This is a genomic window from Nocardia sp. NPDC051570 (assembly GCF_044454005.1).
GTDB lineage: Bacteria > Actinomycetota > Actinomycetes > Mycobacteriales > Mycobacteriaceae > Nocardia.
In genome coordinates, this window is the sequence record NZ_JBITDI010000016.1 from 158,606 (window position 1) to 172,293 (window position 13,688).

Annotated in this window: 14 protein-coding genes and 1 riboswitch; of the genes, 8 read left to right on the plus strand and 6 right to left on the minus strand. The window is 66.8% G+C overall.

The window, feature by feature from the left end:
• Positions 1 to 143 precede the first annotated feature (143 nt).
• Positions 144 to 1,523: a histidine-type phosphatase gene (locus tag ACIA76_RS33010; protein ID WP_397157494.1), complete on the plus strand. Its 1,380-nt coding sequence runs from the start codon at positions 144 to 146 to the stop codon at positions 1,521 to 1,523.
• A gap of 7 nt (positions 1,524 to 1,530) precedes the next feature.
• Here ACIA76_RS33010 and efeB read toward each other — a convergent pair whose 3' ends face one another.
• The 3 genes from efeB to efeU all read right to left on the minus strand — a co-directional run bounded on the left by efeB (position 1,531) and on the right by efeU (position 4,999).
• Positions 1,531 to 2,844: an iron uptake transporter deferrochelatase/peroxidase subunit gene (efeB, locus tag ACIA76_RS33015; protein WP_397157496.1), complete on the minus strand. Its 1,314-nt coding sequence runs from the start codon at positions 2,842 to 2,844 to the stop codon at positions 1,531 to 1,533.
• Between the two features lie 19 nt (positions 2,845 to 2,863).
• Complete coding sequence (efeO, locus tag ACIA76_RS33020; protein ID WP_397157556.1) at positions 2,864 to 4,024, minus strand: iron uptake system protein EfeO; 1,161 nt, start codon at positions 4,022 to 4,024, stop codon at positions 2,864 to 2,866.
• Positions 4,025 to 4,111: 87 nt separating this feature from the next.
• On the minus strand, positions 4,112 to 4,999 hold the full coding sequence (gene efeU, locus ACIA76_RS33025; RefSeq protein WP_397157498.1) for an iron uptake transporter permease EfeU: 888 nt from the start codon (positions 4,997 to 4,999) through the stop codon (positions 4,112 to 4,114).
• A gap of 297 nt (positions 5,000 to 5,296) precedes the next feature.
• On the opposite strand from efeU, the gene ACIA76_RS33030 reads away from it, so the two are divergent.
• The 4 genes from ACIA76_RS33030 to phoU all read left to right on the plus strand — a co-directional run bounded on the left by ACIA76_RS33030 (position 5,297) and on the right by phoU (position 9,203).
• Positions 5,297 to 6,463 (plus strand): NAD(P)/FAD-dependent oxidoreductase, encoded by a 1,167-nt coding sequence (locus ACIA76_RS33030; protein WP_397157500.1) that lies wholly within the window; start codon positions 5,297 to 5,299, stop codon positions 6,461 to 6,463.
• A 44-nt stretch (positions 6,464 to 6,507) separates the two neighbouring features.
• Complete coding sequence (locus tag ACIA76_RS33035) at positions 6,508 to 7,437, plus strand: RNA polymerase sigma-70 factor (RefSeq protein ID WP_397157558.1); 930 nt, start codon at positions 6,508 to 6,510, stop codon at positions 7,435 to 7,437.
• Between the two features lie 223 nt (positions 7,438 to 7,660).
• On the plus strand, positions 7,661 to 7,876 hold the full coding sequence (locus ACIA76_RS33040; protein WP_397157502.1) for a hypothetical protein: 216 nt from the start codon (positions 7,661 to 7,663) through the stop codon (positions 7,874 to 7,876).
• Positions 7,877 to 8,025: 149 nt separating this feature from the next.
• Positions 8,026 to 8,197, plus strand: a riboswitch (M-box (ykoK) riboswitch).
• Positions 8,198 to 8,477: 280 nt separating this feature from the next.
• Complete coding sequence (phoU, locus tag ACIA76_RS33045) at positions 8,478 to 9,203, plus strand: phosphate signaling complex protein PhoU (protein ID WP_397157504.1); 726 nt, start codon at positions 8,478 to 8,480, stop codon at positions 9,201 to 9,203.
• On the opposite strand, the gene ACIA76_RS33050 is transcribed toward phoU, so the two are convergent.
• A complete protein-coding gene (locus ACIA76_RS33050) occupies positions 9,157 to 9,987 on the minus strand; it encodes a hypothetical protein (protein WP_397157506.1) in 831 nt (276 codons plus the stop codon). The two genes, phoU and ACIA76_RS33050, sit on opposite strands and share 47 nt — an antisense overlap.
• Positions 9,968 to 10,726, minus strand: a complete 759-nt coding sequence (locus ACIA76_RS33055) for an alpha/beta fold hydrolase (RefSeq protein WP_397157507.1) — start codon at positions 10,724 to 10,726, stop codon at positions 9,968 to 9,970. Before ACIA76_RS33055 ends, ACIA76_RS33050 begins: the two co-directional genes overlap by 20 nt.
• A gap of 206 nt (positions 10,727 to 10,932) precedes the next feature.
• Here ACIA76_RS33055 and ACIA76_RS33060 point away from each other — a divergent pair, with 206 nt between their 5' ends.
• The 3 genes from ACIA76_RS33060 (at position 10,933) to ACIA76_RS33070 (ending at position 13,197) form a co-directional block, all read left to right on the plus strand.
• The gene (locus ACIA76_RS33060; protein ID WP_397157509.1) at positions 10,933 to 11,832 is read left to right on the plus strand and encodes a phosphotransferase; all 900 of its coding nucleotides are present in this window, start codon (positions 10,933 to 10,935) and stop codon (positions 11,830 to 11,832) included.
• Between the two features lie 125 nt (positions 11,833 to 11,957).
• Positions 11,958 to 12,239: a hypothetical protein gene (locus ACIA76_RS33065; protein WP_397157511.1), complete on the plus strand. Its 282-nt coding sequence runs from the start codon at positions 11,958 to 11,960 to the stop codon at positions 12,237 to 12,239.
• A 4-nt stretch (positions 12,240 to 12,243) separates the two neighbouring features.
• Positions 12,244 to 13,197 carry an LLM class flavin-dependent oxidoreductase gene (locus ACIA76_RS33070; protein ID WP_397157513.1) on the plus strand — a complete coding sequence of 318 codons (954 nt, stop codon included), beginning with the start codon at positions 12,244 to 12,246 and terminating at the stop codon, positions 13,195 to 13,197.
• Positions 13,198 to 13,207: 10 nt separating this feature from the next.
• On the opposite strand, the gene ACIA76_RS33075 is transcribed toward ACIA76_RS33070, so the two are convergent.
• A complete protein-coding gene (locus ACIA76_RS33075; protein WP_397157515.1) occupies positions 13,208 to 13,651 on the minus strand; it encodes a hypothetical protein in 444 nt (147 codons plus the stop codon).
• Between the last annotated feature and the right edge of the window lie 37 nt (positions 13,652 to 13,688).

Sequence of the window (13,688 nt, forward strand, 5' to 3'; positions counted from 1 at the left end):
CCCATCGAATACGGCTCGCGATCGGCGACTTTCGCGCCGAACGTACGAAATACATTGTTGGACAATGGAATCGGCGCGCAACAGCCATGAGATGGAAAGTCTGCCGCCGCCCCCTGTTCACACTCGCCGCCGAACATCGAGCCATGAGCACCGCATGGGTGAAGGTCGTGACGGCGATAGTGGTGCTGGCCGGGGCACTCCCCGGCCTGGCGAGCGCCGAGCCCCCTCCCGATAACCCCGGGCCACTCGCCGTCTCCTATGGGACGAAGAATCCCTATGCGGCGCAACAGGATCCGGCGACCTATCAACCACCGCCGGAGGGATTCCGGCCTGTGTTCACCGAACACGTCGCCCGGCACGGCTCACGCGCACTGTCCAAGGGCACCGATGACGAACTCGCCCTGCGCATCTGGGAACAAGCGGCCGGCGAGAACGCGCTCACCGACGCGGGCCGCCGATTCGGAGACGATGTGCGCTCACTGCACACCGCCACGACCACCCTCGGCTACGGCAACCTCACCGAACGCGGCGAGCGGGAGCACCAGGGGCTGGCAACCCGTGTGTACCAACGACTTCCGGACCTGTTCGACCGGATCGCGGCGAACAAGGAACATATCGCCGTGGTGACCTCCGGCAAGGATCGCGCGGTCGACAGCGCCCAGGTCTTCACCGATGCCCTGGCCGCGGCCGATCCCGCCGTCACCGCATCCATCGATCCGGCACGGACGGACCGCAACCTGCTGTACTTCCACAAGACCGACGCCGCCTACCAGAACTATCTCGACAACGACCCGCGCCTGCCCCGGACGCTGCACGACATCACCGATCAACCCCGCACCCACCAAGTGGCCCGCAACGTCCTGGGCAGGATCTTCACCTCGGCCTTCGTCGACCGGCTGGCCACTGGCACATACGATTTCGTCGCCGACGGCAAACACGTCACCGACGAGGTCGGGGCCGTACGAGTGATCTACGACCTCTACGCCATCGCCCCGGCGATGAGCGCCGAGGGCACCTGGCAGTTCGACCGCATCATCGACGGCGAGAATGCGCAGTGGCTCGGCTACCTGTCCGACGCCGCGGAGTTCTATCGGAAGGGCCCGGCCTTCGCCGGCGACGACATCACCTACCGCATGGCGAATGTCCTACTCGACGATCTGTTCGCGAAACTCGAGGCGAAACGTGCGGGAACCAGCGACCTGGGCGCCGAATTCCGTTTCACTCACGCCGAGGAGATCATCCCCCTCGCCGTGCTGATGAAGCTACCGGGCAGCACCCGCGCGACGCCGCCGGACCAGCCGTTCACCTACACCGGCAACCCGTGGCGCGGTGCGCTGGTCGCGCCCATGGCGGCGAATATCCAATGGGATATGTACCAGCGCGGCGACGACTACATCGTGCGCATGCTCTACAACGAGCAGCAGACGGCGTTCGAATCCGGCTGCGCCCCGATCAATCCCGGCAGTTACTTCTATCGCGTGGACGAACTCGAACGCTGCTTCGGCCGGCACGCCGCCTCGTGACGCCGGTTCACGTATCGAACAGGTGCTGTCCCCACCATTCGCCCGCGCCGGGTCCGGGCGGGCAGGCGAACAGGGCCGAACTGGTGTGGGTGATGTATTCCATCATCGCGTCCTTGTTCGCCAGTGCCCGCTGCATCGGCACGAACTGGTTGTGCGGATTGCGGCAGTAGGCGATGAAGAACAGACCGGCGTCCAGATGTCCGAAACCGTCGGAGCCGTCGGTGAAGTTGTAGCCGCGGCGCAGCAATTGGACGCCGCCGAGGTTATCGGGATGGGCCAGGCGGACATGGGCGTCCGCCGGGATCACCGGGCTGTGCCCGGAGGTGATCTGGAAGTCGGGGTTATCGAATTCGGCGGTCTGCCCCAGCGGCGCACCCTCATATTTGGTGCGCCCGACGACCGCCTCCTGCTCCGACAGCGAGGTGCGGTCCCACGGTTCGATATCCATGCGAATGCGGCGGGCGACCAGATAGCTGCCGCCGGTCATCCACCGGGTGTCGGGCCGGTCGTCGCCGTCGCGCACCCACACCCACCGATCGATCAGATCGGTCGATTCGGCCTTGAGGTTCGCCGTTCCGTCCTTGAACCCGAACATGTTTCGCGGCGTCGCCTGGCTCTGCGTGGTACTCGAGGTCCGCCCGAATCCGAGCTGCGACCAGCGCACCGAGACCACGCCCATACCCATCCGCGACAGGTTGCGAATCGCGTGCACCGCGACCTGCGGATCATCCGAACACGCCTGAATACAGATGTCGCCGTAGCTGCGCGACGGCTCGATCGCATCCTTGACGAATACCGGAAGATCCGCCAGCGCGGCGGGTTTGCGATAGGCCAGCCCGAAACGATCCGGGCGGGCAGGATTGTCGATGGCGGGGCCGAACAGCCCGGGGCCGAACCCGATGGTCAGCGTGAGGGAGGCGGGCGAAAGTCCCAGCGCCTCACCGGTATCGGCCGGCGGGCGGTGCGGGCCGTTGTTGTAGGCGCCGTCGACCACGGCCTCCTCGCCGCGAGTCATGCGCTCGGCGGCCACCGTCCAGCGCTGCAGCATATCGATCAGCTCGTCGCGCGATTTCGTGATCACGTCGAACGCCGCGAAATGCAGGCGATCCTGCGCCGCGGTCGTGATCCCGGCCTGGCGCGCGCCCCGGAACGGGACGATCCGCTCGGCGCCGGGCGAGTGGTCGAGACCGAAGACCCCGGCGCCCGCCGCGGCGCCCGCGGCCGCGCCGACGGCGACACCCGCTCCGGTGACGCCGAGCAGTGCGCGGCGCGAGAACCTGCCCGACCCGCGTGTGGGCCCGAGGCCTTCGGTGTCGTTCATGGTGTGATCGTTTCCTAGCTCACTGGCCCAGGACCAGGCCGGGTACTTGACTCAGGGACGACGACAGCACGTCGATCTTGTCCGACAGTGCCTTGCGCTGATCATCGGTCACGGTCTTGTAGGACGCGTAGCCGTCGCCGCCGCGGAACTGGTTGATCCCATCGCGGACCGCCTGGAACTGGGCGGTGATCTTATCCATCAGCTTGGGATCCTTGGCCGTGATCATCGGCTGCAATTCGGCGATCAGGGTTTCCGAACCGTCGATATTGGCGGCGAAATCCCACAGATCGGTGCGCGAGTAGCGATCCTCCTCGCCACGGACCTTCGTCCGGGCGATCTCATCGATCAGCGCCTGCGCACCCTTGACGAACGATTGCGTCTCGAAGACGAAGTCCGGCTTGCCCACTTCGGTTTTCAACGCGGTGACATTGGCCATCAGGGTGTCGGCCTCGGTGTCGATCGCCGCCTTGGTGTCGGCGGTCTTGGCGTTGTCGAGATCGGCCTGGGTGAGCGCGTCACCCTTCTCACCGACCTCGCTCTGCTGCGGCGGCCACAGGAATCGCTCGATACGGTGGAATCCGGTGAACGCCTGGGCGCCGTTCTCGGTGTCGTCCCAGCGCATATCGATCTTCGGATCCAGATCCGGGAACGATTCGGCGACCGGCTCGATACGCTCGTAGAAGGTGCGGGTCATGCCGAATTGCTTACGGGCGGTGTCGAGATCGCCGGATTTCACCGCCGCGACGAATGCGGCGGTCTGCCCGGAGAGCCCGTCCAGCTGCTGGCGCACGTAATCGAGATAACGCTGTTCGGCCTGCGTGACATCGGTGGGCACCTCGGTCTTGGCCTTCTTGGCGCCGGTGACCGTCAACTGTTTGCGGATGCCGTTGCCGACCATGCCCGGCTTGCACGCGATTTCGTAGGTGCCGGGATCGGTGATCTCCACGGTCAGCTTGCCCTGCACTCCCGGGCCGATGTTCTCGACCTCGCCGAGCACCCGGTTGTTGTTGCCGAAGACGTAGAACTCGGTGACCTTCGAACCCTGATTGGCGATAACGAAGTTCACATTGCCGGTGGCCGCGGATTCCGTCGCCAGATCGCACGCCGACTCGGTGGAGGTCACCGCGATATCCCCCGCGCCGGCCTTGGATTTCTCCGTACAGGCCGCGGTCGTCACCATGCCCGTCACCGCGAGCGTTGTCAGGGCGGCGATCCGCAGAGAGGCAGTCGATTTCACTGCTGTTTCATTCCTTCCTGTACCGGCGCGTCAGCTGGCCGGAGTCTCCACCCGGTCCGAGACAGCCGGGGTGCTCCGGACCGGATGTACCGGCCGGAGAAACAGTGTCAGCACGATCACCAGAAATGCGGCCCAGGCGATCAATTGCAGCACCGTGGGATCCGGGCGGAAGTTGAAGATGCCCGCCAGAACTGTTCCGTACCAAGACGACTGATCGAAATGCGCCGAGAAATCGAATGCCATCTGATTCGCGCCGGGCAACCATCCCACCAGCTGCAGGGCACGCACCCCGTAACCGAGGATGCCCGCGGCGACCAGAATCAGAAAGGCGCCGGTGTAGCGGAAGAACTTCGCGAGGTTGATCCGGACCGCACCGGCATACATGAGCACCGCCAGCACCGCGGCCACCACCACCCCGACCACCAGGCCGAGCAGCGGCCAGCTGCTGCCGGAGGTGTTCTCCGCGTATCCGACCATCAGCAGAGCGGTCTCGAATCCCTCACGCCCCACGGCGAAGAACGCCAGGATCAGGACCGCGAACCCGCCGCCCTCCAGCGCACGCGCCATTCCCTGCTTCAAATCCTTGGAAATGTGATGTGCGGCAGTGCGCATCCACAACACCATGAAGGTCACCACACCCACCGCCACCAGTGACGCCACACCCGCGATCGCCTCGGCCGCCAGACCGTCGACCGTGGATGTGCCGTAGTGGATCGCGGCGAAGATCCCCAGCACCATGATCACCGCCAGCGCGACACCCGACCACAGCCACTTCAGTCCGTCGCGTCGGTCGGACTTCACCAGGAATGCCGCGAGAACCATGACCACGATCCCGGTCTCGAGCCCCTCGCGAATCCCGATCAGCCCACTGCCGAACAACTGGGTCGCGACCGACGGCGCCGCTACAACTGTCTCCATCGTCGAAACCCCTATCCAGCGAACACACAAACCACCGCCAACCACCCGATCAAACAGTTTGGTTAGGCTAAGTTTTGCTGAGCATAGCACCAGGCCCCTATAAGGCCAGGTGATTCCATATGGAAATCACGGGCGGCCAATGGGTCGGCGACGCGGCGCACGGCAGGGTCACGGACCTGATGCGGGCCCCGGATGTCCTGGGCCGCAGAGCATTTCCGGTGGCCTACATCACATACCTGTCACAGGGATCAACGGCGCGGTGTCTTGTGGTCGAACACTTCGAACGAGGGAGACACCATGACCGAGAACATCGATGTTGTCGTCATCGGCGGCGGGTACGCGGGTGTGATGGCGGCCAATCGCCTGACCCAGCGTGCGGATGTGACAGTGACCCTGATCAATCCGCGCCCGGCCTTCGTCGAGCGGGTCCGCCTGCACCAGCTGGTGGGTGGATCGCATACCGCGCTCGTCGACCTGCGCGAGGTTCTGGCCGAGCGCGTCCGGCTGGTGGTCGACAGCGTGACTCGGATCGATACGGCCGAGCGCGGCGTGCGGTTGGCGGGCGGCGGCCGGGTCGGCTACGACTATCTGATCTACGCCGCGGGCAGTGGCAGTGCCGAGCCCGGCGTTCCCGGAGCGGCCGAATTCGCCTATCCGATAGCGACTTTCGAGGAGGCGCAACGACTGCGCCCGGTCATCGAGGCCGCACCCGCGACGGCCGCGGTGACGGTGGTGGGAGCCGGTTCCACCGGCATCGAGGTCGCCGCCGAGTTGGCGGAACAGGGGCGCCGGGTGACATTGGCGTGCGGTGGGACGCTCGGCCCGTATCTGCATCCGCGGGTTCGGCGTGCGGTGGCCGGGCGGCTGGCCGGTCTCGGGGTGAACGTGCTCGGCGAGGCCGAGGTGGCGGAGGTGACCCGAGATGCCGTGCAGCTCAGCGGCGGTCGCACGCTGGCGAGCGCGGTGACCGTCTGGACCGCCGGATTCGGTGTGCCGGACCTGGCCGCGTGCAGTGGGTTGAGCACCGACGCGATGGGTCGCCTGCTCACCGACGAGACGCTGACCAGTGTGGACGATTCGCGCATCGTCGCGGCCGGGGATTCGGCGGCGCCCTCGGGCCGCCCGTTGCGCATGAGCTGCCAGATCGCGAGTCCGCTGGGCGCGCACGCCGCCGATACGGTGCTGGCCCGGATCGCGGGCGCTCGGCCCGCGGCCATCAACCTCGGATACTTCGGCCAGTGCATCGCCCTGGGCCGTCGCGCCGCCGCCCTGCAGATCTCCGCCGGCGACGATACGGCGACCAGATTCCACATCGGCGGCCGTCCGGGCGCGTGGATCAAGGAACGCGCCTGCCGGCGCGTGATCGAGGAATTGGTCGGCGAGGCAGGCAAACCCGGCTCGTTCAGCTGGGGACGCACCGACGGTAAGCGCGGCGAACGAGCGGCCCTGATCACACAGCGGTGAGGGACCATCAGAATCGAACGGTGACCGACACAGGAGACCTCGCCATGGATGGGCCGCATGCCCAGCGTCGCCGCGAGCCGAGCGACCACACCACCGATCCGGCGACCGAAAGCTTTCTCGCACACCGGGATTTGTTGTTCACCGTCGCCTACGAGATGCTCGGCTCGGCGGCCGATGCCGAGGACGTCCTGCAGGAAACCTGGCTGCGGTGGATCACGGTCGACGCGGATCAGGTGCGCGACAACCGCGCCTACCTGGTCCGGATCGCGACGCGGCAGGCGCTCAACCGGCTCCGAACACTCAAGCGCCGCAAGGAATCCTATATCGGCCCCTGGCTGCCCGAACCGCTGCTGACCACACCGGACGTGGCCGAGGATGTCGAACTGGCCGAGAGTATGTCGATGGCGCTGCTGCTCGTCCTCGAAACCCTCTCGCCCACCGAACGCGCCGTCTTCGTGCTCCGCGAAGCCTTCGACGTCGACTACGACGAGATCGCCGCCGCCGTCGGCAAAACCCCTGCGGCCGTTCGCCAGATCGCCCACCGCGCCCGCCGCCACGTCGACGCCCGCCGCCCCCGCACCGCGGTCACCGCCGGCGAAACCCGCGCGGCGCTGGAGTCTTTCCAGCGCGCACTGGACACCAGAGACCTCCAGGGCCTGCTCGACGTACTCGCCCCCCATGTGGTCGCCGTCAGCGACGGCGGCGGCGTCAAACAGGCCGCACTCCGCCCGATCATCGGCGCCGAGAAGGTACTCCGCTTCCTCCTGGGAGGCCTGGCCAAGACCGAGGCCACCCTCACCGTCGGCCCCACCGTGGTCAACGGCAACCCGGCACTGATCCTCCGCCTCGACGGCGAATTGGACGGCGTCCTGGCGGCCCGCGTAGAGGACACCCGCATCACCGGCCTCTACTTCGTTCGCAACCCACACAAGCTGACGCGCATCGAATCCGAAACCCCACTCACGTTGCAATGACGACGACCGCGATGAAAGCCGCAGTGGGACACTCCGATTCATCGGACTTCAGGAGTCGGTAGCGACGGCACCCACCGTCACGGCCGAGCCGGTTCGCGGCTCCGGTTCAGGTGGGGCACAGGGTCCGGCGGCACACTCGACGTCGTGCTGATTCGTCAGCCGCATCGCAACGTTACGCCTTCAACACCGCGGGTGTGACGGTCGCGCTGTCGTATATCCCGCAATGGTATTGGGACAGATCGGATCGGCGGATCTGTCGCAGGTGCCCGGACTGATCTCGTCCGCCTATCCGGACGGCACCGGGTACGCATCCCAGATCTACGAGAACGCCGGCGGCGACTCCGGCACCGGCTGGACGTCCTACGGCGGCGCGACTCCGGTGATATGGCAGTTCACCGATTCCGCCAACTGGGCCAGAACGCGCAGGGTCAGGACCTGACTCCGGTCGACGCCCTCGCCGCGGTGAAACAGGACCTGGAGAACGGCACGCAGTGACCCCGTCCCGGTCACCTATTGCCTCGTGCCCAAGATGCCCGGGAACGGCCGGGTGATTGACAGATGTGGTGACGCGGGCGGAGGATGGCCGAGTCAGCACCTCGCTAGGCGAGGCTCCTGTGCGAATACAGGCCACTGATCCGACGACGTCGAGAGACGCCCAGGATCAGGACAGATCGCCCCGGATTAAGGCGCGATCCCAAGTGGCTTCCCGGATAACGGGATACGTCGTGCAGTGCCGAAGCTCTGACGAGAGGGGTGCGTACCCGGCCGCTCGGCCCGGGCATTCCCCCCGGTAGTTCTGACGTCACGGCGTACGTCTCGGCGGCAAGGAGGTGAGGAGCGACAGATGACATCCGGAGAGAGTCCGTATCCGAGTCCGGTTCGGCAACCTGATTCGTTCCCGGCTTGCTGCACCGTAAACGCCTGACACACTGCGGAATACCTGCCACTATCGCGCGTGCTCAGGCGTGCTCGGAATGCGCTGCGGCCGACGCCACCAGGCGTCGGCCGCGAACAACGAGACGTGACAGGAGCGCGGGCATATGCGCGAGGCATTCCATGAACAGATGACCGACCTGGCCCGAACATTGGACGAGGCAGCCGAACAGGTCTGTACCGCCATGGACCAGGCAACCCGGGCTCTACTCACCGCCGACCCGGCCGCCGCCCAGGCGGTAGTCGACCGATATCACCACATCACCGCGCTGACCCGGGCAGCCGAAGAAAAGTCGTTCCGCCTCCTCGTATTACAAGCGCCGGTGGCCGGTGATCTGCGCTCCATCGTCAGCGAGATCCAGATCGTCGACGACCTGCGCCGGATGGGGGCACTGGCCCGGCACGTCGCGGACATCGGCCGACGCAGACAGCCCAATCATTTTCTGCCGCAACATATCGCCGGTTACCTCGGCGAAATAGGCCGCGCTGCCGTCGCTCTCGGTGCGTCGGCCGCGAAGGCACTGCGGACACGCGACCCCCAGCATGTCACGCAGCTCAGCGCGCGAGCCCAGGCCATCGATCTGCTGCACCATCGCCTGACCGACACCGTCATGAACCCCCACCGGCGTCACGGAATCCAGACCGCGGTGGATGTCACGCTGGTGAGCGGAGACTACGAACGTTTCGCCGCCCACGCCGCGGCCATCGGACAACGGGTGCTGTTCCTCGTCACCGGCGCCGCGGCCCCGGACCCGCAGCCCGAACCCACCTATGAGTGGGCACTGCTCAGTAGATCCGCAGCCCCCGCCGGCGAACGATGGCCGCGGCGATAACGGTGCCGAGGATCCAGACCACCAGGCCGACAACGGCATTGAACACGAAACGGATGTCTCGATCCATATGCGGCAGCAACCGGAGCAGCGGGTCGTGCTGGGTGCCGTCGATGGGCGCGACCAGGTAGTACAACCCGTACGGCAGCACGAGATGCCCGATCCACACGACGGTCGTCCACCGGCGGCGCTCCCGCCACCGCTGCACCAGCGTCCTGGTATGAACCGCCAACAGGACCGAGATGACATTGCCGACACCCAGCCAGCACAGCAGCGGCAACGCCACGGTGAACAACGTGCCCACGAACGGCTTCGGCGGCAACGAATGCGCCAGCACGGCCGTGAGCGCCAATGTCGGCAGACCGACGATGATCAGGAGAGCAAGGTTCTTCGTCAGCAGGATGCCGCGAACGGACATGCCCTCGGCCATGCTCGCCCGAACCCGGTGGATATCCAGGCCCAGCACATTGGTGGTCGTGACATCGGCCAGGATGAAGGTCGCGAAGTAGGTGCCGACCAGCACCACCCAGCCGAACTGACGGTGCGGGTGAGCCAGCGGCGACACCAGCAGATACACCAGTGAGAGAACAAGATTCGCGCCGACCCCCTCGAGCCAGTGCCGCGGCGGGGCGAACGACCAGCGCACCTCGTCGATCACTCTGCGCGCCGGGCTGTGATCGGGTGACATCGGCGCGGGCGGCACGGCCGGGACATAGTCGCGACGCAGATACGCGTCGAAACTCCGGCGCGTTCTCGCGCGCAGCTGCTCAGTCCAACGTGTGGGCAAATTCCCCTAACTTCGCTGCGATGACGCTCGGGGCCTTGCGGGGCAGATGATGTCCGCCCGCACCGACCAATTCGAGGCGGGAACGAGGAAACCGATCGTGTAGCGCGTGCGCGGTCGAGACCGGAACGACCTTATCCGCCGGATCGGCCAGGATCAACGTCGGTATCGAATGTCCTTCCAGACGAGCGATCCAATGATCCATTCCCCGAAGCAACTCGCGCTGCTCGGTCAGGAAACTACGCCACACCTGACCGTGATCGTGGCGAATCGAGGCCAGGGCCCGCAGCGACGGCGAGGCCGACGACCGGCCGCGAACCACCCCGCCCCCGCATTGGCGGGCCATCCACGGCAATACCGTCCAGGCCGTCATCGACAGCATCGGTCCGGCCACCGGGGCGGCCAGAAGTTCATCCCACCTCGTCACGCATCCGGGCCCGACGCTGGCGATCAGCACCAGACCACGCACCCGCTCGGGCGCCATCGCCGCCGCCGCGAGGGCGACCCCGCCACCGTAGGAATGCCCGACCAGGACGGCGTCTCGAATACCCGCGCGATCGAATCGCTCGAGCAGCCAGTCGGCATTGTCCGCCAGCGTCGAGGCCCCCGACCGGTTGACCCCGTACCCCGGCCGATCCCAGGCCAAGGCATGAACCGACGCCGGAAGTCGCGCCACGACATCGTCCCAGTCCGAGCGATCCCCTGGCTGCCCGTGCAGCAGGATCACCGAGGGAGTGTTCATAGCGTCGAGAGTAGAGGGCAACACTTGCACCGGACTGCCCGCCCGCTGTGAGGTTGCTGTTCTCCCCGGCAGTCCTCAGCGCTCATAGCCCATTCGCCTGATGCGGATGATCTACAGCGAAGATCGCGGGTGGCGAAGCTACCGTTGACGTCCGTGGAACTCGTTGCGGTCCGGCTCGATTCGTCGATCCGGGGAGGGGAGCGCAGATGCCGGAGGTCGGGGAGCGGCGGGTGGGCGAGGTGCTGGTGCTGCTGGCGCGGGAGCGTGGCCTGCGGCTGGATCTGGTTCGGCCGTTCGAGCGCGGTGACGAGGGTGCGTTCGAGGTCGAGGATGCGGACGGACGCAGGCTCGTTCTCAAATGGCGGCCTTGGCGTCAGGAGGCCGCCGATGCGGCGGCGATGACGACGGACCGGATGGCGCGGATGCGGCGCCGCGGCTGTCCCATTCCGGCCGAAATCGCCTCGGGCAGAGTCGATGACATCCGCTTCGAGCTGCAGGAACTGGTCGAGGGCCGGGCCGTCGACGAGATCACCGAGGATCTGCTGGAGCAGCTGATCGGCGTGGTGGACAGGCAACGAGGAGCAGGCGCGCACGCGAGTGCGGACTGGTGGGAGTTCTTATGCGACGGCCTGTTTCGGGACCGCACCCCGCTGTGCCGCCCATCGGTGCTCGACGGCTGCACCGGCCCGGTCGAGCGGCTGCTCCGACGACTGCGCCGGGCCGCCCGCGACGCCCGGCCCACGCATCCGGCCCCGAATGATGTGGTGCACTTCGATTTCGGGCCGGCCAACGTCCTGGCCGAGCACGGTCGACTCACCGCCGTCCTGGACTGGCAGTCCTGCCGAGACGGCGACGCCGGCTACGACCTGATCACCACCGACTGGGATCTGGCGGCATGGCCCAAGGCCACACCCCGGATACGCGAGCGGCTGTCCCGAGAGATCACACGAACCACCGACCCCGCCGCGATCACCCTGTACGCGGCGCACGCCGTACTACGCAACCTCACCTGGTCCTACCGCACCCAATGGGAGGACCATATCGTGCATATCGGACACACCTTCTTGGACCGCTGGGCGGCCGCCGCCTTCGGTCACTCGGGATGACGAGCCCGCGACCCTAGCGGCCCCAGCACTCGAATCGGGGTCGGGCGCTGGGGTTCTCAGCGGTGTATACAGGAACTCAGATGTATTGCAACACAATGCCTCTCAAGATCGGAAGGGTGGATCCAGTGTCGACAGGACAGGACGACTCCGGTGGGGTGTTCGCGACCGAGTTCATTCACAGCAGGCGCGGGCAGGACATCCTCGCGGGCGATATGGTTGCGTGGATCGATGAGCACGCCGGGCTGACGATCGATCAACTCGGCGGTCCCGGCGCCCGCGACCTCGCCAACGAGGGACTGCCGTTCCCCGGCTGGGAGCAGTTGGGCGGGCGATCACTGGTCGACGCCGTGGCGGCCATCGGGGCCCATCTCGGCATTGCCGGATTCCGGGATCCCCAGGCACCATAGCGGGATGGTTTCCACCGTTCCCGTCGGCGTCGTGATCTTCCCGCCTCCGGTTCACGCTGTCCTGGACGCGATTACGCGGGCCGAACAGGCCGGTATCGGCATGGCCTGGGTGCCTTCGTATCCGGTGGGGCCGGACGGGCTGAGCATCGTCACCGCGGCGGCGGCGCGCACGAGCAGAATCGGTTTGGCCAGCGGTATCACGATCACCTATCCGAGCCATCCCCTGGCGCGGGCGAACGAGGCACTGGTCGCCGCCGAACTCGCGCCGGGACGATTCCGCCTGGGCGTGGGGGCCAGCCACAAGGCTCCCATCGAGGGGAACTACGGCCTGCCGTTCGGCAAGCCGCTGGCCCATCTGCGCGAATACATCGCGGTGCTGCGCGGGATGCTCTGGGACGGACGGGTCGACCTGGATGGCGAATACTACCGGGTGCATGCCGCCCTGCCACCGGAGGTCACGCCGCCGCGGCCGCCGATCGTGCTGGGCGCGATGCGAAAGAACATGCTGCGCTTGGCGGGTGAGGTCTCCGACGGCGCGCTGCTCACCTCCTCGGGGCCGTCCTATATCCGCTCGATCGCCCGCCCGGCGCTGGCGGAGGGAGCACGTCTGGCGCAGCGCCCCCGGCCACCGCTGATCGCCGCCGTGACTGTCCTGCTCACCGACGATTTCGCCGCCGTGCGGCGGATCGCGCAGACCGTCTTCGCCCACCAGTCCGCCTTTCCCACCTACGGAAAGTTGTTCCGCGAGGCGGGTTTTCCCCCCACCGCGGAGGGCGAGTTGAGCGATGAGCTCATTCACGAGATCTACGTCTACGGCGATGAGGACACGATCCACCGGCGTCTGCTCGCCCTGCACGAGGCGGGCGCCGACGAGATCGCGGTCAACATCCGGCCGCTGGCCGACCCCGTTCGGGAGGAAGCCGCCGTTCTGGAGATCCTCGCGCGGCTGTCGGCATAGCCTGCGCGAGTCAGCCTTTCGCGATCAGCACGGCCAGCGCCAAGGACGCGGTGCCGACGGCGAGGCAACCGTGGACGAGGACGACTCGGATAGGCAGGTTCGGCTCGCGCGGCGCCCGATGAGCCGCGCCCGGACCCTCACCGGATTCGACGAGCGATCGGTAGGTGGGTATCCAGCGGATGAACATCGTGACACCGAGAACCGCGGTCGCGCCGAGCATTACGAAGGCGGCGACAGCGATGCCGTAGTTGCCGAGCACCACGAAGGTCGTCCACGTGGCGGCGGCCACGAGCGCGAGGCCGACATGCCCGAAGACCAGCGCGGGCGGCAATCGACGATGTCGACCGTGCCGCACCCGTGCGCGGCGGACCTCACCTCGCGTGAGCCATGCGCCGAGAATCACTGCGCCGGAGATCGCGGTGCAGCCGAGCATCGCCAACGCTGCGTACCTCACAACCTCCGACGATAGGTGATGCCTCTGCGCGGTACTC